11 protein-coding genes are annotated in these 18,214 nt (G+C 72.5%); 7 read left to right on the forward strand and 4 right to left on the reverse strand.

Annotated features, from left to right (window positions below; all coding sequences use genetic code 11):
• Nucleotides 1-11: 11 nt before the first annotated feature.
• Both AB0I29_RS20295 and AB0I29_RS20300 read right to left on the reverse strand, forming a co-directional pair.
• Entirely contained in the window at nucleotides 12-4,964 is a 4,953-nt protein-coding gene (locus tag AB0I29_RS20295; protein ID WP_357484927.1) for a hypothetical protein, read from the reverse strand.
• A 95-nt stretch (nucleotides 4,965-5,059) separates the two neighbouring features.
• Nucleotides 5,060-5,731: a GAP family protein gene (locus AB0I29_RS20300; protein ID WP_285106690.1), complete on the reverse strand. Its 672-nt coding sequence runs from the start codon at nucleotides 5,729-5,731 to the stop codon at nucleotides 5,060-5,062.
• Nucleotides 5,732-5,966: 235 nt separating this feature from the next.
• On the opposite strand from AB0I29_RS20300, the gene AB0I29_RS20305 reads away from it, so the two are divergent.
• The 5 genes from AB0I29_RS20305 (at nucleotide 5,967) to AB0I29_RS20325 (ending at nucleotide 12,387) form a co-directional block, all read left to right on the forward strand.
• Nucleotides 5,967-6,539, forward strand: a complete 573-nt coding sequence (locus tag AB0I29_RS20305) for a DUF4203 domain-containing protein (RefSeq protein WP_285106689.1) — start codon at nucleotides 5,967-5,969, stop codon at nucleotides 6,537-6,539.
• Nucleotides 6,540-6,648: 109 nt separating this feature from the next.
• Nucleotides 6,649-8,343: a SulP family inorganic anion transporter gene (locus AB0I29_RS20310; RefSeq protein ID WP_357484932.1), complete on the forward strand. Its 1,695-nt coding sequence runs from the start codon at nucleotides 6,649-6,651 to the stop codon at nucleotides 8,341-8,343.
• Nucleotides 8,344-8,438: 95 nt separating this feature from the next.
• Nucleotides 8,439-8,939 carry a DUF1269 domain-containing protein gene (locus tag AB0I29_RS20315; RefSeq protein ID WP_285106686.1) on the forward strand — a complete coding sequence of 167 codons (501 nt, stop codon included), beginning with the start codon at nucleotides 8,439-8,441 and terminating at the stop codon, nucleotides 8,937-8,939.
• Between the two features lie 17 nt (nucleotides 8,940-8,956).
• Nucleotides 8,957-9,427, forward strand: a complete 471-nt coding sequence (locus AB0I29_RS20320) for a hypothetical protein (protein WP_285106684.1) — start codon at nucleotides 8,957-8,959, stop codon at nucleotides 9,425-9,427.
• A 203-nt stretch (nucleotides 9,428-9,630) separates the two neighbouring features.
• Nucleotides 9,631-12,387 (forward strand): LuxR C-terminal-related transcriptional regulator, encoded by a 2,757-nt coding sequence (locus AB0I29_RS20325; RefSeq protein ID WP_357484937.1) that lies wholly within the window; start codon nucleotides 9,631-9,633, stop codon nucleotides 12,385-12,387.
• A 9-nt stretch (nucleotides 12,388-12,396) separates the two neighbouring features.
• Here the strand turns inward: AB0I29_RS20325 and AB0I29_RS20330 are convergent, their stop codons facing one another.
• The gene (locus tag AB0I29_RS20330; RefSeq protein WP_357484940.1) at nucleotides 12,397-14,742 is read right to left on the reverse strand and encodes an arylsulfatase; all 2,346 of its coding nucleotides are present in this window, start codon (nucleotides 14,740-14,742) and stop codon (nucleotides 12,397-12,399) included.
• Nucleotides 14,743-14,856: 114 nt separating this feature from the next.
• Here AB0I29_RS20330 and AB0I29_RS20335 point away from each other — a divergent pair, with 114 nt between their 5' ends.
• Nucleotides 14,857-16,578: a SulP family inorganic anion transporter gene (locus AB0I29_RS20335; protein ID WP_357484943.1), complete on the forward strand. Its 1,722-nt coding sequence runs from the start codon at nucleotides 14,857-14,859 to the stop codon at nucleotides 16,576-16,578.
• Nucleotides 16,575-17,744, forward strand: coding sequence for an AI-2E family transporter (locus AB0I29_RS20340; RefSeq protein ID WP_357484946.1), 1,170 nt, complete (start codon nucleotides 16,575-16,577; stop codon nucleotides 17,742-17,744). Before AB0I29_RS20335 ends, AB0I29_RS20340 begins: the two co-directional genes overlap by 4 nt.
• Before the next feature lies 1 nt (nucleotide 17,745).
• Here AB0I29_RS20340 and AB0I29_RS20345 read toward each other — a convergent pair whose 3' ends face one another.
• Nucleotides 17,746-18,150, reverse strand: coding sequence for a hypothetical protein (locus AB0I29_RS20345; protein ID WP_285106674.1), 405 nt, complete (start codon nucleotides 18,148-18,150; stop codon nucleotides 17,746-17,748).
• Nucleotides 18,151-18,214: the final 64 nt, after the last annotated feature.

The following is an 18,214-nucleotide window of genomic DNA, read 5'->3' on the forward strand; positions in this document are numbered from 1 at the left end:
GTTCGACGCCGTCACGAGCCGGGCTGGGACCTCCGGCGCGCCCGCGCCCCGAGCAGGAGGGCGACGCCCAGCGTCAGGAACACCACCATCGCCGACAGCACGCCGCCCAGGTCGGCCCCGGTCGGTGAGAGCCCCGCCCCCGGGGCACCCGCCGGCGGAGCAGCCGGGTCGTCGTCCGGCGGAGGAACAGGCGTCGGGGTCGGCGCTGGAGTGGGGGTCGGCGTCGGAGTCGGGGCCGGCACCCCGTTCTCGAACGTGCAGGTCAGAACATTGCTCAGGCCGACCTCCACGGTCACGCCCCCGTCGGTGTCCGCCTGCCCGTCGGCACCCGTGCACCCCGCGGCGGTGAGCTGCCAGCCGTCCGCCTGCACCTCGGTGATCGAGTACGACCGGCCCGGCTCGAGCTCCGGGAGGTCCACGGTGCCGGTCCCGCCGGACGTGGTCACCGGGATCGTCACGGGATCGCCGTCCGGCAGCGGGGTCACGACGAGGTCGAACGTGCCGTCACCGCCGACGGTGGTCTTGGTCAGCGTGCCGGTCACGGCGTCGGCGGTGTTGGTCACCGCGCACCCCGCTGACGCCCCCGGCCGGGCCACGAGCTGGAACCCGTCCGCGTCGGGATCGGCGTCCTCCGCACCCGTGCAGGTCACGGCGCCCGGCGTCCACCCGGCGCCCGGTTCCACCTCCGTGATCGTGTACTCGGTGCCGGGCACCAGCTCCGACCACGACACCGACCCCGCTCCCGTGCCGCTGCCCGTGACGGTCTGCGTCGCGGGCTCGGCGGCGTCGTCCGGCGAGATCGTCAGGTCGAACGACCACTCCAGGAGCGGACCTGCGCCCTCGACCGTCTTGGTCACGGACACGTCCGCCGGGGCCGCGGTGTTGACCGCCTCGCACGACACGACCAGCCCCGGCGTCACCGTGAACTGGAACCCGGCGGTCCCGAGGTCCTCGTCGGCCGTACCGGAGCACGTCAGCTCCGCCGTCCAGCCGGCGCCCGGTCCAGGTTCGTCCAGGCTGTAGGACGCACCCGTCTCCAGGTCCGCCCAGGTCGCCGTGGGCTCCTGGTCGCTCACCGTCGCGGTGTCGGGCCCGTCCGGACCGGTCAGCACCAGGTCGAACGCCCACGGGGCGCCCTCGGCCCAGCCCGCGACCGTCTTGCCGACGGTGATGCTGCCGGGCACGGCGGTGTTCGCGAACGTGCACAGCACGGTCTCGCCCAGGCCCACGTCGACCGTGACGTCCGGGACGTCGACCACCACGTCCCCGCCCGAACCCGTGCAGGTGATGTCGGTCAGCGTCCACCCGGGCACAGGGTCCTCGCCGACCTGGTAGGCCCCCGGCTCCACCGGCCCGGTCGCGAACGGCTCGTCCGTGTCGGTGAGGGCGAAGGCCTCGCCGGCGTCCCCGGCCGGCCCCCAGGTGAAGCCGAACTCCTGCGGCGAACCCGCCGGGCTCGTCTGCTTGTCGACCAGGAGCATCCCCCACGGCGCGTTCGTGTACGTGCACGTCACCGTCTCGCCCGGGTCCAGCTCGATCGAACCCACCAGCCCGGCCGCGCCCGAGGCGACGCCGTCCGGGTCACCGTCCACACAGGTCAGGTCGGTGGTCTCGAACCCGTCCTGCGGCACCTCGGTCACCGTGTAGGAGCCGGGGTCCACGTCGGCGAACGTCTGCGTGCCCACTCCGTCCTCGGTCACGATCGAGAACTCCGGCGGGTCCTGCCAGTCACCCGTGAAGTCGAACTCGCCGTCGCCGTCCGTGACGGCCTTGGCCACCACGATCGTGCCCGTCCGGGTGTTCTCGCCGCGGCAGTCCCCGACGTCTCCCGGGTTCACCGAGAACTCGCTCAGGTCCTCGATCACGACCGGACCACCGCCGTCAGCCGGGGTGATCGTGCAGGTCAGGTCGCCCTCGATCCATCCGTCGGCGTCGGACTCGACCAGCGAGTACCGCACCCCGGGGACGATCTGGGGCAGCTCGACCGTCACGGTGCCGTCGGTCGTCGTGACCGGCACCGTCGCCAGGTCGACCGCGCCGTCGAGGTCCGTGAGCACGTACTCGAACGACCCGTCGCCGCCCACTGCGGTCTTGGTCAGCGTTCCGCTCCCCTGCACCGCGCTGTTGACGAACGTGCACGTCAGGTCCTGGCCGACCGGGGCGACGAACTGCAGGCCAGGACTGTCCGGCTCGATGTCGGTGATCCCGGCGCAGTCGGTCTGCGCCGTCCATCCCGGGACCTGCGCCTCGGTGATGGAGTAGGTCTGCCCCGGCAGCAGCCCGGACCAGCTCACGATCCCCCCGGACTGCCCCGTGCCCGAGACCGTCTGGGGCGAGGTCCCGCCCTCGGGGAGCGGGTCGATGCCGAGGTCGAACTCCCACGGCAGCTCGCCCCCGATCGCCGTCGCCACCTTGGCCACGCTGACGGACGACGGCGTCACGGTGTTCTCGGCCCCGCACGTCAGCGCCTGGCCCGGCGTGAGCTGGACCTGGAACCCCGGCGCGCCGTCGAGGTCGGTGAGCCCGTCGCAGGCGATCTCGCCCCGGGTCCAGCCGGCGGGCGTCTCGCCTGCCTCCCGCAGCGTGTACACCGCGCCCGGCACGACGTCCGCCCAGTCGACGGTCGGCGCCTGCGCCGTCGCCGACCTGGTCACGACGGTGCCCTGGGCGTCGACCAGCTCGAAGTCGAAGGACCACTCGAGGCCGGTGCCCGCGCCGGCCACCGTCTTGGTGAGCGACACCGAGGCCGGGGCGGCCGTGTTGGTCACGAAGCAGACGATGACGCCGCTCTCGGGCAGGTCGATCTCGACACCGCGCCCGTCGTCCGTGGGCGTCCAGAACTCGTCGTTGCAGTCCAGGTCCGTCAGCGCCCAGCCGGGTTCGTCCGCGGGCTCGGTGACCGTGTAGACGCCCTCGGTCAGCCCCTGGAACGACTGCAGCGCGACGTTCGGCGGCTCGGAGTTCCCGTTGAGGGTGAACGGTGTGGGGTCGCCGTCGGGCGGCGTGAAGACGAAGTCGAACTCCTGGTCGAACTCGACGGGCACGGTCCGTTTGATCACCGTGACGGAGCCGGGCAGCGTGTTGGTGAAGAAACACCGTACGGTCTCGCCGGGCAGGACCGTGAGGTCGATGGCGCGCGTCGCCGGGTCGCCCGAGTGGTCGGCGCCGCCGTAGGTGCAGGAGAGGTCCGCCAGCAGCGTCGCCGGGTCGCCGTCGTCGGCCAGCTCCTCGATCGTGTACGTCCCCGCCGGGACGTCGGTGATGACCTCCTCGTACAGCGTCCCGTCCCCCTGCTCGACGTCGATGGAGAACTCCTCGCCGCCCGGGATGTCGCTGGTGAAGTCGAACGTCCGCCCGTCCACGCCGTGCGCCTCCTTGGAGACGATCACCGTGCCGAGCTGCGTGTTCGTGAACGTGCACTCGATGTTCTCGCCGGCCACGGGAACGACCGTCGCCGACCGCTCGTCCTGGGTGAACGCGGACGTGCAGTCGATCTCCGGCGGCAGCCACCCCGCCGCCTCGGCCTCCGCCAGCGTCACGGGCTGGCCCGTCGGCACCGGGAACGAGGCGCTCTCGCCGTCGCTCAGCGTCACCGGGTCCTGACCGGTGACGTCGAACGAGAAGTCTCCGGCGGCGCCGTCGGGCTCGGTCTGCTTGGTGACCGTCACGACGGCGGCGGAGTTGCTGATCACGCAGTCCGTCGTGTTCCCCGGGGTGACAGGGAACCGGTCCGACGGGTCGTCGAGCACGTACTGCTCGGGTGGCCCGCCCGCCGCCGGGATCACGGTGCACACGAGCGACTGCAGGGTCCAGGGCGGCGGGATGTCGGTCTCCGCGAGCGAGAAGGCCGACCCGGCCAGCACCCCGGTGTACGTGGCGGTCTCCCCGCTCGCGACGGTGCCGGTCAGGGTCTCGACCACCGGCGGGCCGGGAAGCACCGGCCCGGTGTCGCTGTCCACGGTGAACCCGAACTCGTCGTCGCTGCCGGTGATCGCCGGGGTGGTCTCCTTGGTGACGGTGAGGGAACCGCAGTTGGCGATGCTCAGGCGGTCCGGGCCGTGGTCGGCGAAGTCCTGGATGTTCGCCTGGGGCGAGTTGCCCGTCCGCGTGAACATCTCGGAGACCTCGAAGCTGGCGCACTGCGCCGGCGAGAACAGGCCGGCGGTGTTCAGGTCGATCGCGAACTCGCCGAACGTCTCCAACGGCTGGTTGGTCAGCGGCGGACCCTCGCTGCGCACCCCGACGGCCCAGTCGAAGTCGACGGTGCCGGGCTGGGCCGTCCAGGTCCCCGCACCGAGGACGTTCGCGCAGCCGTCGCCGGCCGCCGGGGTCCACCGGCGGACGACGGCCGTCGTACCCCCGGACGCGTAGTCGAACTCCAGGAGCACGTCGTCGCACCGGCCGGGCTGCGGCCCCTCGAGGTTCTGGAAGATGCTGACCTCGCCGTTGCCCACGTGGCGCGTCCAGTACCCGTAGAGGATCGTGTGCGGGGCGCCCGACGGGTCGGTGACGACCTCCACGCCGTACCCGGTCGAGCACAGGTCGCCCTTGTCGTTCGGGTTGGCCGACCCGGGACTCCACGGATTGGTGGCCGGGTTCTGGCTCGGCGGCGCGCCGGTCTCGTCCGGATCGGCGTCGCACGCGTTGGTGGCGGAGCCGTTGTCCCAGCGGAAGCCGGCCTGGACGATCCCCGTCGAGCTGTTCCCCTGGGCGGTGACGTACGGCCCTGTCGGCTCGAACGTGAAGCTGCTGTCCGGCTGCACGTCGGTGATGAAGTCACCCCAGCGGAACGTGTCGGGCGGGCTCGCCGGGGCGGTGGTGCCGTCGAGCACCATCCCGGTCTGCAGGCCGGACGGCTGCAGCGTCGCGGCGACGGCACGCGCCGGGGCCAGGACGGGCACCACGACCGCGCCCGCCAGGGAGACAGCCGCCAGAGCTGCCAGGAATGCTCGCCTGCCGATCATGCAAGGACCCCTCGGAGTTCAGGTCGAACGAGTCAGCGGATGCGCCCGACGCTACGAATGGGTTCCCCGGGCTACCACCTCAGAGAATGCGGATTTCATAGGACGGAAATCCCGTCACCCAGCATCTTCGCACCGATAACCAGCAGAAGGACGGCCATGATCGCCGCGTTGTTGTGGATCATCCACGTCTTCAGCTCGTCGAGGACCGCCGCGGCCCGGTCACCCATGGCGAAGTAGATGACGACGGGCGTGACGACGCCGGCGCTGGCCACCACGGCGAACACGAGCGCCGCGACGAGGGTCGCGCTCGTGTCGTCGGGTGCCGCGGCGGCGATGGCGGCGCCGCCGGAGACGACCAGGAGCAGGTTCTTCGGGTTGACCGTGCCGAGCAGCACGGCGAGCCCCGCGGAGCGCACCGGCGTGAACTGCTCGATCGCGGACATCCACCTCGGCGCCGGCGGCTCGGCGTCGCCACGGGGCCGGCCGCGCCACTGGCGGACGCTCACCAGGAGCAGCAGCACGCCGAGGACGATCTTGAGCCAGCCGGTCCAGGCGGCCGGCCCGTCGTCGTCGGACGTGGCGGAGCCCGTGAGCAGCGCGACGACGCCGACCAGGACGAGGACCGCCAGGAACCAGGCGACGACGAAGGCCAGCGCGTTGGCGCGCGCCCGATCGCTGACGAGCATCAGCACCACCGCGACGATCGGCAGGGGGCTGACGAGCACACCCACGGCGACGGGCAGCGACTGACCGATCGCGGCACCCACGAGACCACCTCCGTCCGGGACCGGACCGACCGGCCGTGCGGCCGAGGCTAGGTTCCGGCGACGAGGGCGCGGTCACCCGAACAGGGTGACCACCCGGGCGCGCCGGCCGCCGACGATGAGGTGTGACCGACAACGATCTCCCTGCGCTCCCCGCGTCGCGGGCACGCCGGGCCGCCGGAACGCGGGCGAGGCGGGAGGGCGCCGTGCCGCCACCCGATCCTGGTGCGGGCACCTGATGTCCGCCCTTGCCGCCATCCTCGTCGGGCTGGTCCTGTGCCTGGCGGGAACCCGCTCGGTCCGCCTCGCCGTGTTCACGGCGGGCTTCGGCGTGGCCTGGACCCTCGCCGAGGCGATGAACGCCGACACGGGCACCGTGCTGCTGGTCGCCCTGGGCGGCGGGGTGCTGGCGTTCACGCTCACGCTGATCGCCGCCCGGTTCCTCTTCTTCGTCGGCGGCCTGTGCGTCGGCGCGGTGATCGGCGCCAAGCTGTTCGTGCTCGTCCAGGGTGGCAGCGCCGACGTGCTCCTGGCCGTGATCGTCGTGCCCGCGGTGGCGTTCGTGTGCGCGCTGCTCGCCCGCCGCTACCAGCGGCCGTTCCTCGTCTGGGCGACGGCGATCGGCGGCGCGGCGCTGGTGCTCTCGGGCGTGGGGCGCCTCTGGGCCGACGCCGCGGGCGAGCTCTGGCGGCCCGACTCGACGGCGGGCGTCGTCCTGTCCCTGGCGGTCTGGGCCGCGCTCGCGGTCGTCGGACGCACCGTCCAGCGGCGCGGCTCGACGGGGTCCGCGAACGGTCAGGCGGGTTCCTAGCGCCCACCGGGGCACCACCAGGGGCGTCACCCCTTCCGGGTGACCTGGGGCGCCACCGCCCTTGCCTACGGTCTGCCCAGACCCGGCACCACGGAGAGGGGAACCGTCCGTGACCAGATTCCTCGCACCGTCGTTCTCGGGCTACCGGCGCACGTCGGTGCGCCCGGACCTCCTGGCCGGCCTCGCGGTCTGGGCGGTGCTGGTCCCCGAGTCGCTCGCCTACGCCGCGATCGCCGGTGTGCCCCCGGTGGTCGGCCTCTACGCCGCGGTGCCCGCCCTGGCGCTCTACGCCCTCGCCGGCACCTCCCGCCAGCTCGTCGTGTCGCCGATGTCGGCCACGGCCGCGCTCTCGGCCGGGATCGTGGCGGGCATCGCGGGCGACGGCGACCCCGTGGCGCTGACCACCGCGCTCGCCCTGGCCACCGGGATCGTGGCGGTCCTCGCGGGCCTGCTCCGCCTGGGCTTCCTCGCCGCCTTCATCTCCGAGCCCGTGCTCAAGGGCTTCATCATCGGCCTCGCGCTGACGATCATGATCGGCCAGGTCCCCGACCTGATCGGGGTCGACGGCGGCTCCGGCAACTTCTTCCAGAAGACGTGGGCCGTGCTGGGGCAGCTCGGCGACATCGACGCGCTCACCATCGTCGTCGGCCTGGCGAGCCTCGCCGCCCTCGTCGTCCTGCGCCGCACGATGCCGCTGCTGCCCGGCTCGCTCGTCGTGGTGCTCCTGGCGATCGGCGCCACCGTCCTGTTCGGGCTCGACGACCGCGGCCTGGCCGTCGTCGGGCACATCGACGCCGGTCTGCCGCAGGCCGGGATCCCCGACGTGACGGGACCGGAGTTCGCGGAGATACTGGGCGGCGCCGTGGGCCTGATGCTGGTCGGCTTCGCCGAGGGCCTCGGGGCGGCCAAGACCTATGCCGCGGGCCAGGGCTACGACATCGACCCCAACCGCGAGCTCGTCGGCCTGGGGCTGTCCAACCTCGGCTCCGGGTTCCTGTCCGGCATGGTCGTCAACGGGAGCCTGTCGAAGACCGCGGTGAGCGCCGGCGCCGGCGCCCGCTCCCAGTTCTCGGCCCTGACGGCCGCGGCGCTGACCGTCGTCACCCTCCTGTTCCTGACCGGCCTCTTCGAGCGGCTGCCCGAGGCGACGCTGGCCGCCGTCGTGGTGGCCGCCGTCGTCGAGCTGGTCGACGTGCGGTCGCTGCGCCGCCTGTGGCGCGTCCGGACGAGCCGCATGGCGCGCGTCTACCAGGTCACCGCCCGGGCCGACTTCATGGGGGCGGCGGCCGCCCTGCTGGGCGTCCTGGTCTTCGAGACGCTGCCCGGGCTCGTCATCGGCATCGCCGTGTCCCTGATCCTGCTGCTCGCCCGGACCTCGCGGCCCCGCATCGCGACCCTGGCGCCCGTCGGCGACGAGCCCGGCCGGCCCTGGGTGGACGCCGCCCGCAACCCGCGCTACCCGGCCGTGCCCGGGATCCTCGCCGTCCGCGTCGAGGCACCCCTGCTGTTCGCGAACGCCGAGTACGTGCGGTTCCGCGTGCGGGAGCTGGCGGCGCAGACCCCGGGCCTGCGGCTCGTGGTCCTGGACGGCCGCGCCACGCCGTCGATCGACGTGACGGCAGCCGCGATGCTCGTCCAGCTCCGCTCCGACCTCCAGGGCGACGGGTGCGACCTGGCGCTCGCCGAGGGCATCGGCCAGGTACGCGACGTCCTCGCCCGGATCGGCGCGAAGGGCGAGCCACACCTCTACACCACGCTCGACGACGCCGTCCGGGCCGGCCGCGCCGACCACGGGCCCGCGTGAGCAGGTTCACCGGGAACGGGTGAGGTCAGGGGCTCGCGCGAGCAGTGGAGTAGCAAGGGCCAGCCCACGCGCACGCCAGCCCGAAGGAGCCTCACATGTCCCAGGCCACACTCACCGTCTGGAAGTTCAGGACCAGCGGGGGGGCGGACACCGCATCGAGGACCATCCAGCAGCTCGCCAAGGAGAACCTCATCACGGTCCGCGACGCGGCGACCGTGTACTGGGAGCCCGGGGCCAAGAAGCCCAAGACCCAGCAGCTCGAGTCACTCACCGGCAAGGGTGCCCTCGGCGGCGCCTTCTGGGGGATGCTGTTCGGCCTCCTGTTCTTCGTCCCGCTGCTCGGCGCCGCCATCGGCGCCGCCACGGGCGCCCTGAGCGGCTCCCTCACGGACGTGGGGATCGACGACGGCTTCATCAACCGGGTACGGGACGAGATCACGCCGGGGACATCGGCGCTCTTCATCATGTCCACGGACGCCGTCGTGGACAAGATCCGTGACGCGTTCGCCGGCCAGGAAGCCCCCGAGCTCATCTTCACCAACCTCAACACCGAGCAGGAGGCCGCGCTGCGCGAGGTCTTCGGCGAGGCCGACTGACGGACCAAGGAGCGATCATGACCAGTGCACACGAAGCCGGGCCCGACCCGATCCCGGGGTCGTACTATCCCCCCGGAACCTATCCCGGGGCACAGTACGACCCCGGGACCTCGGGGTCCGCCGCGATGACCACCGCGGCGTTCGCCGGGACGATGCTCCTGATCGTGGGTGCGTTCCAGGTTCTCCAGGGGATCGCCGCGCTCGCCTCGAACACCGTGTACGTGTCGGGCGTCGAGTACGTCTACAAGCTCGACATGACGAGCTGGGGCTGGATCCACATCGTCATCGGCGCCATCGCCGTGGCCACCGGGATCGGAGTGCTCGCCGCACAGAAGTGGGCCTATTTTGTCGGAATCATCCTGGCCGTTGTCGCGAGCTTCACGAATTTTGCATTCATACCCTATTACCCCATATGGAGCCTGGTAATTCTCGCGTTCAACATTGCCGTGATCTGGGCGCTGAGCACTCTCCTCGCACGAGGCAATTAGCACGCCCCATCGGGTGAAATAACCATTCCTCATGCGCCGCGGGGCGACGTCGAGCATCATTGTCGGTAAGCGCGTTACGGACAATGAACCGAAGTTCGTGATCTCCGGAAATGCGCGGACATGAGGTCTGGGGCGTTCCTCCGTCCCGGATCGGCGGCTGGGGGGCGGCCGCCACTTCACATTCGAGTGAAGGACGCCGCGGAATGCCTTCGAAACCGAGCACGGTCACCCCGCGCAGCGGGGCCTTCGCACCGCGGGTGCCCCGCCCGGCCCACGCCCCGCGGTCCTCGGACCGGGCCTACCGCCCGGCCGGGGACCGCGCCACGCCTCACCTGCCACGGATCTACGTCCCCCGGCTGCGGCTGTGGCAGCGGCTCGACGAGGCCGTCGAGGGCTCGGTGACGGTGCTCGTCGCACCGTCGGGAGCCGGCAAGACGCTGGGGGTGGCCGGGTGGCTGCAGCGCTCGGGATCGGCGCGCGCGGGCGACGCCGTCTGGATCTGCGCCGACGACTCGTGGACGGCCGAACGACTCGACGCGACCCTCGACGGCACGGCCGCTCCCGACGAGCAGGGCGGGATGCTGCCGCTGGTCGTGATCGACGACGCCCACCAGCTACCGCCCGCGGCACTGCGCCGCATCGACGAGCGGCTGAACGTCGCCCCTGAGTCCATGCGCGTCCTCCTCCTGAGCCACTGGTTCCTGCCGCTGACCCGGCTCGTCCCGGAGCTCCTCGGCAACTTCACGTTCCTGCGGGGCGACCTGCTGCGGCTGAGCGACGCCGAGAGCGCCTCGCTCGTCTCGGCGCACGCCCGGACCGACGACCCGCGGGTGGTCGAGGCCGTGACGCGGCACGCCGACGGCTGGTGCGCCGCTGCCGTGCTCACCGCCCGCGACCTGAGCGCCGCACCGGACCCGGTGGCCGCCGCCCGCCAGCTCGCCCAGGACGTGACGCCGATCGCGACCCGGGTGGCGGGCGAGGTCTTCAGCACCCTGACGCCGCGGCAGCGGCACCTCCTGCTGTGCATCGCCGGCGACGGCGTGATCAGCGTGCCCGCGGCGGCCCACCTGTCCCACGACCAGCACGCGGGCGAGATCCTCAGCGAGCTGGAGGACACCGGCCTGCTGGTGATGCGCGAGGACTACCGGTGCCCGCCGGCCGCCCCGGCCGCGGAGTCGCCGGCGACCGGCGGCTTCCGGGTCCACCCGCTCCTGGCGGACGTGGTCCAGCGGCGGCTCGCCGTCGGCGGCGTCGACGCCGCCCGGGCCCGCGCCACCGTGATCCGTGCCGTCAAGCTCGACATCGCCCGGGGCAACCTCGCCGAGGCCTTCGCCCGGCTCGTCCGGGTCGGGGCACCCACCGAGGCCGCCGACGTGCTGGCCCAGGACGGGGTGCGCATGGTGCTGAACCAGTGCGAGCACGACGACGTGGGCGAGTTCGTCCGGACCCAGCCCGAGATCGTCGACCACCGGCCGGACATCTGGTTCGCCATCGCGCTCGACTGCTGGATCCGGGACGACCTGGAGGGTGCGCGGCACTGGGGCGACCGCCTGCTGGCGGCCCAGCGACGCTGGTCGCCGTCCTGGCTGGCGGGCGGGCCGGACGGCCTGGACGCGTCGATCGCGTGCGTGCGGCTGTGGCGGGTCGCGCTCGGGCTCGAACCGGCCTACGCCGCCGTCGGCCACGCGAAGCGCGTGGTGGTCGCCTCCCAGACCCGGCCGACCGTGCGCGAGGCCAACGCCGACGTCCTGCCGGTGCTGGCGGCCGAGCTGGGCGCCACGCAGAACTGGCTCGGCGAGCTCACCGAGGCCGAGACCAGCCTGACCCTGGCGGTCAGCCTGTCGCGCAGCCAGGGCCTCGCGCCGCTCGGGGTCAGCGCCCTGAGCCACCTCGCCTTCACCCAGTACATGCGCGGCCGCGAGAGCGCGTGCGTCGAGCTCGCCAACGAGGTGCTCGTGGCCGCGGACGGCCCGGGGGCCCGGACGTCGCGGTTCGTCACGGTGCGGGCGGGTCTCGCCCGGCTGCTCGCGCGGCTGCTCGACGTCCCGTCCGCGACCGGACCGGCCGAGGCGCCGGTCATCGACACGTGCTGCCATGGCGCCGACCTGTGCACCCGCTTCTGGTTCCGCATCTGGGACGCCCGCCAGGCGGTGCTGGCGGGCGACGTCGTCGAGGCGCAGCGGATCCTCGCCACTCCCGGGGAGAGCCCGCACCTGACCGACGACCAGCTCCCCGAGCATCTCCGGGTCGCGCTGCTCGTGGAGCGCGCGTTCGTGGCGACGCTCGCGAGCGACCGCGAGACGCTCAAGTCGCTGCACGCCACTCTCGAGTCCCTCGGCGCCGTCGGCGAGGCGGCGCTCGTGCAGGGGCTGCGCGCCGACCGCGACGGCAACCGCCGGGGAGCGGCGGTCGCGTTCGAGGCCGCCTCGGCGGACGCCACCTACTCCCAGCCGCCCACCCGCGCGCTGGCGCTGGCGTGCGAGGCCCAGCTGCTCGACGCGCTGGGTGACCCGGCGCGCTCCCAGGACTGCCTGGCGGAAGCGATCTCCGCCACCGAGGCCCGCCGGAACGCCTCACCCTTCTTCGGCTGGGCCCGCCAGGGCACACCCATCGCGACTCTGCTGCGCCGCCGGGTCGAGGGGCCCGCCACGCCCTGGGTGCACGAGCTCGCGGCCACGGCGGCCGGACGGCCGGACGTGACGGCCGCTTACGCCTCGACGACCGCGACGCCGCGCGAGCTCGGCGAGGTGAGCCAGGCCCTCGCCCCGCCGGCCCTGAGCCCGCGCGAGCGCGAGGTGCTCAACGAGCTGGCCCGCGGCGCGACCTACGCCGACATCGCCGCCGCGCTGTTCGTCTCGGAGAACACCGTCAAGACGCACGTGTCCAGCCTGTACACCAAGCTCGCGGCGTCCCGCCGGAGCGAGGCGCTCAAGATAGCGCGCAGCTTCCACCTGCTCTGACGACCGGCGTCAGTCGCGGGCCATCGCCGCCCGGAGGTGCGCCTCGGCGTCCACGTAGGCGTCGTCGGCGATGTCGAAGACGACCTTGTGGATGGTCCCGCCCGTGAGCTCGAACCGCGAGCCGGCGTACGCGCTGGAGACGGCGTCCCCGCTGTCGTAGCCGATGCACAGGCCCTCGCCGCACAGCGAGAAGTGGCCCAGCACGGTCCTGATCTCCTGCTCGGCGACCATCTCGTCGTCGATCCAGAGCCGCAGCGGGCCGATCGCCTCCCGGTACTCCCCCGTCCGCTCCTTGGCGAAGTCCACGCCGATGATGTGCCTGCCGCCGCCCGGCAGCGGCGCGGAGACATGGGTCTCGGGCGGTATCCCGAGGAAGTTGTAGGCGTACGTCACGGCGCCGTCCTTGAGGAAGAGCGCGTGGCCGCCGAACCGAGAGCCGTGGGCGAAGACCACGCCCTCGGCGCCCGGGGTGAGGTCCAGCTCGGCCAGCACCTTGTACGAGACGCCGTGGACGTTCGCCGCCGAGCGCTCCGGGACCTCCGACGTCCCGGGGTAGTAGACGTACCGGCCGCTGGGCGGCACGGGGATGTGGAACTCCATCTGCACGAACGTCTCGAAGTCCTTCGGGCTGCCGATGATCTGCAGGTCGTTCAGCGGCAGCACGTCGTTCGCGCGCGCCTCGTCCATCCAGAGCGCCTTGAGCGCCTTGAGCCTGTTGGGGTGCTCGGCCGCGAGGTCGTGCGCCTCGGCCCGGTCGACGTCGGTGTGGAAGAGCTGCCACGTGTCGTTCTCGAACCCGCTCATCCCGGACATGGGACCATGCACCGTGACGGCCTTCCAGCCCTCGTGCCAGATGCCACGGCTGCCGAGCATCTCGTAGTACTGGGTCCGCTTGCGCGTCGGCGCGTCGGGCTCGGCGTCGAAGGTGTAGGCCATGGACACGCCGGACAGCGGGTTCTGCTCGACGCCGTCGTACGTGTGGGGCATCTCGACGCCGCACAGGTCGAGGATGGTCGGGACGATGTCGGTCGAGTGGTGGTACTGGTTGCGCACCTCGCCCCGCGCCCGGATGCCGGCCGGCCAGTGGATCACGAGCGGGTCGCAGACGCCGCCCTGGTAGGTGTAGCGCTTGAACATCCGGTAGGGGGTCGAGAAAGCCATCGCCCAGCCGGTCGGGTAGTGGTTGTAGGTGTTCGGCGTGCCGAGCTCGTCGACCATCGTGAGGTTCTGCGCCTCGTCGTCGGGGTAGCCGCCGAAGATCTTGCCCTCGTTGACCGATCCGTCGGGGCTGCCCTCGCCCGAGGCCCCGTTGTCGGCGCAGTACAGGATGATCGTGTTCTCGAGCTGCCCCGACTCCTCGAGGTAGTCGACGATGCGACCGACCTGGGCGTCGGTGTACTCCGAGAACCCCGCGTAGACCTCCGCCATGCGGCAGAACATCGCCCGCTCCTCGGCGGACAGCTCCGCCCACGGCCGCACGAGGTCGGTCTGGGTGAAGGTGCCGTCGGGCATCGGGTTGACGTCGGTGAGCTCGGTGCCCTCCGGAAGGATGCCGCGCTCGATCATCCGCGGCAGCACCCACTCGCGGTAGGCCTCGTAGCCGTCGTCGAACGCACCCTTGTACCTGTCGACGTACTCCTGCGGGGCATGGTGCGGGGCGTGGTTGGCGCCCGGGCAGAACCACAGGTACCAGGGCTTGTCCGGCTCGGTCTGCCTGACGTCCCGGATCATCCGGAGCGCCTGGTCGGCGAGGTCCTTGGAGAGATGGTAACCCTCCTCCGGGCCGTAGGGCTGGTCGACGTAGTGGTTGTCCTCGGCCAGCGAGGGGTACCAGTTGTTGGTCTCGCCGCCGATGAACCCGTAGAAGCGGTCGTACCCCTGGGCGAGCGGCCAGTTCTTCTTCGAGGCGCCCGAGGTCCACTCGTCGATGGGGACGTTGTGGTTCTTGCCCACCCAGAACGTGCTCCAGCCCGCGTCGCGCAGGACGTTCGCCATGGTCGCGTTCGACGCCGGGATGTGCGAGCTGTAGCCGGGGAACCCCGTCGAGCTCTCCGAGATGGTCGCGAACCCGTTGAGATGGTGGTTGCGCCCCGTGAGGAACGTCGACCGGGTCGGCGAGCACAGCGCGGTCGTGTGCCACTGCGAGTAGGTCAGGCCGCCGGCCGCCAGGCGGTCCATCGTGGGCATCCGGATCCGCCCGCCGTAGGGTGACCAGGCGGCCTGGCCGGTGTCGTCGTACAGCACGACCAGCACGTTCGGAGCGCCCGCCGGCGCCTTCTGCGGGAGGAATGCCTCCCAGTCCCCCTGCGAGTCGCGGACGTCCAGCTCGATCCTGCCCCGGAACTCCCGTGCCATGTCGGTCTCCTCGTCGCCGCGTCACCTGCGTGGATCATCCGCACGCGGCCCGGCCCGTCACCTCACCCGAAGCAGGTGAACACACCGCACGAGTCCCCCGCTTGGCTGACCCGTGTGGAAGCGACCTCGGCACCGCCCCGCTGGCTCGTCCCGTCGCTCCGCGGGTACCGCCGGGTATGGCTCCGCGCGGACGTCGTCGCGGGGCTCGCCGCCGGGGTCGTCGTCGTGCCGCAGGCCATGGCCTACGCGACCATCGCCGGCCTGCCGGTCTCCGTCGGGCTGTACACCTGCATGGTCCCGGCCCTCCTGTACGGGCTCCTCGGCGGCTCCCGGACGCTGAGCGTGTCCACCACGTCGACGATCGCCGTGCTGACGGCGTCGGCGCTCGCGACGACGGCACCGGACGCGCTGCTCGGGGCCGCCTTCACCCTGACGGCCCTGGTCGGCGTGTGCCTGCTGGCCATGCGGCTGTTCCGGCTCGGCCCGCTCGTGGAGCAGATCAGCCCCGCGACGCTGACCGGGGTGAAGACGGGCGTCGGGCTCACCGTCGCCGTGACACAGCTCCCGACGCTCCTCGGCCTGACGGGAGAGTCCGAGGCCACCGGGTTCTTCGGCCGGCTCGCCGAGACCGTCTCGGCCCTGCCCGAGACGCACGTCCTGACCGCAGCCGTCTCCGTCGGCGCGGTCGCCACCCTCGTCGTCCTGCGGCGCTGGGCACCCCGCGTCCCCGGCGCCCTGGTCGTGGTGGCGGCCTCGATCATGCTGGTGGCGTGGACGGACGTCGAGGAGCGCGGGCTCGCGCTCATCGAGTCCGTGCCGGACGGCCTGCCCGGCGTGAGCCTGCCCGTCTGGGGCGAGGTGGCCGGCCTGGTCCCCGCCGCCCTGGCCATCGCCGTCATGGCCTTCCTGGAGACCGTCCTGGTCGCCCGTGCCCAGCGGCAGCGGTCCGAGCCCGCGATCGACAGCGACCAGGAGCTCCTCGCCGCCGGCGTCGCGGCGCTCGGCGGCGGCCTCAGCCAGAGCCTCCCTCCGGCGGGCGGGTTCTCGCAGAGCGCGGTCAACCTCGGCGCGGGCGCCCGCACCCAGGTGGCCGGTCTCACCACGGCCGCGCTGGCCGTGCTCGTCGCCCTCTTCCTGGGGCCGGTCCTGGACGACCTGCCGGCCGCGACGCTGAGCGCCCTGGTCCTGGTCGCGGTCGTCGGGCTCGTGTCGCCGGCCGAGTACGTGCGGCTGTTCCGGATCGACCCGACGGAGTTCTGGGTGGCCGTGGTCACCACGGCGATCGGGCTCACCGCCGGCCTGCTCCCGGCAGTCGGGGCCGGCGTCGTGCTGACCCTCGGGCTGGTCCTGCGGGGGCTGAGCCAGAACGCCGCACGCCCCCTCTACCCGAAACCCGGCGGCGGCTGGACCCCCAACCCGCCACCCGGCGGCGCCGCGCACCCGCTCCCGGGGCTGGTGCTGCTGCACCTCGACGTGACGATCTACACCGGCAACGCACGGCCCACCCAGGACGCCGTCCTCGCGGCCGTCCTCGGCGCGAAGCCGGCTCCGCGCGCGGTGGTCCTGGAGGGCTCCGCCGTCCGCCAGGTGACGATCCCGCTGCTCGACGCCCTCGAAGGGCTGGACGCCGACCTCGCCCGCGAGGGGACGACGCTCCTGCTGGCGGCGTTCCCGCCGGAGGTGCACCGGCGGGCGCTCGCCTCCCGCTGGTGGGCGGGCGCGGACCAGGACGGCCGCGTCCTGCCGACCGTCGACGCCGCGGTGGCCGCGGCGAACGAGGCGAACGACACCAACGGGACGAGCACCGCGAGCACGGACCGGGAGGCGAGGACATGACGGATCCGGCCGACCGCCCCGGCACCGGCCCACGGCGAGGAGACCCCGCCTCGCGCCGTCCCCCGCGGTGGCTCCCCCGGGCGCTGCTCATGGTGGTCGCGGCCGTCTACCTCGGGGCCTTCGGCTGGTACGCGATCGGCGCCCTGCGCGGGCTGGCGGTCGACGTGCTGATCGCGTTCTTCGTCGCGCTGGCCCTCGAACCCCCGGTGGTCTGGTGCGTCCGGCACGGCTGGCGCCGGGGAGCGGCCGCGGCCGTCGCGCTGCTGGGGTCCCTGCTCCTGGTCGCGGTGGTCCTGGCACTGTTCGGCAACCTCTTCGTCCAGCAGCTCCTCCAGCTCCTGGAGACCGTGCCCGACATCTACGCCGGCCTCCAGGACCGGGTCGCGGAGCAGTTCGACGTCGTCATGCCGGACTCCGACGACCTCCTCCGCGACGTCCTGACTCAGTTCGGCGACGACGTCGCCTCCGGCGCCCTGCTGGTGGGCACCACCCTGGTCGGTGGCGTGTTCGCCGCGCTGACCATCCTGCTGGTGACCTACTACCTGCTCGCGGCAGGTCCACGGCTGCGTGTGGCGGTCTGCCGCTGGCTCACGCCCGCGCGCCAGCAGGAGGTCCTGACGCTGTGGGAGATCACGCAGGTGAAGGTCTCGGACTTCATCAGCTCGCGCGTCGTGCTCGCCGCGCTCTCCAGCGCCTTCACGCTCGTCTTCCTGCTCGTCATGCGCACCCCGTACGCCCTGCCGCTCGCGGTCTTCGTGGGCGTGGTGTCGCAGTTCGTCCCGACGATCGGCACGTACCTGGGCGGCGCGCTGCCGGTCGCCGTGGCGCTGACGTCCCAGGGCCTGCCCCAGGCGCTCGCGGTGCTCGCCTTCATCATCGGCTACCAGCAGCTGGAGAACCTGTACTTCTCCCCGAAGGTCTCCGCGCGGGCCCTGGAGATGAACCCCGCCGTGAGCTTCCTCGTGGTGCTCGGGTTCGGCGCCGTCTTCGGGGCGCTGGGCGCGTTCCTGGCGCTGCCCGTCGCCGCGACGATCCAGGCGACCGCCAACACCTATCTCCGGCGGCACGCACTCATCGAGTCGAGCATGCTGCGGGACCCGAGCAGGTGGCACACGGTCGAGGACGACGACGCCGCGCGCCGCCGTCGCCGCCGGCAGCAGAACTAGCTCAGCAGCCGAGCTCCTCCGTGATCGAGTCGCGCGCGTCCTTCACCGCCGTGGCATCGTCCTTGAGGGAGTCCACCGCTTCGGAGACCGTCGCGTCCCCCTCGATGTCGTTGACGGCCCCGTTGAAGCTCTCCCACGCGTCGTCGAGGGCCTGGCCGCGGTCCTGCGCGACGTCGGACGCGGCCGAGTCGAAGGCCTGCCACGCCTGGCGCACCTCGTCCCGCGCGGACTGCACCTCGGCGACGGTGGCGTCGGGGGTCAGCGTCGTGTCGAAGTTGTCCAGCGCCGTCGAGAGCTCCTCGGCCGCGCTGCAGGCCTGCGCCGTGTTCTCCTCCGGTGTCTCGCTGGAGCACGCGGCCGTTCCCAGGAGGATCAGTCCGACCAGGACCCCTGCTGTCCGCCTCATGTCCACGCCCTTCTGCCGTTGGTACGGGTCGCCCCGTGAGCCTTGTCTGCACGGTCCCTCCGGC

Source organism: Promicromonospora sp. NPDC050262 (assembly GCF_040655935.1).
GTDB lineage: Bacteria > Actinomycetota > Actinomycetes > Actinomycetales > Cellulomonadaceae > Promicromonospora.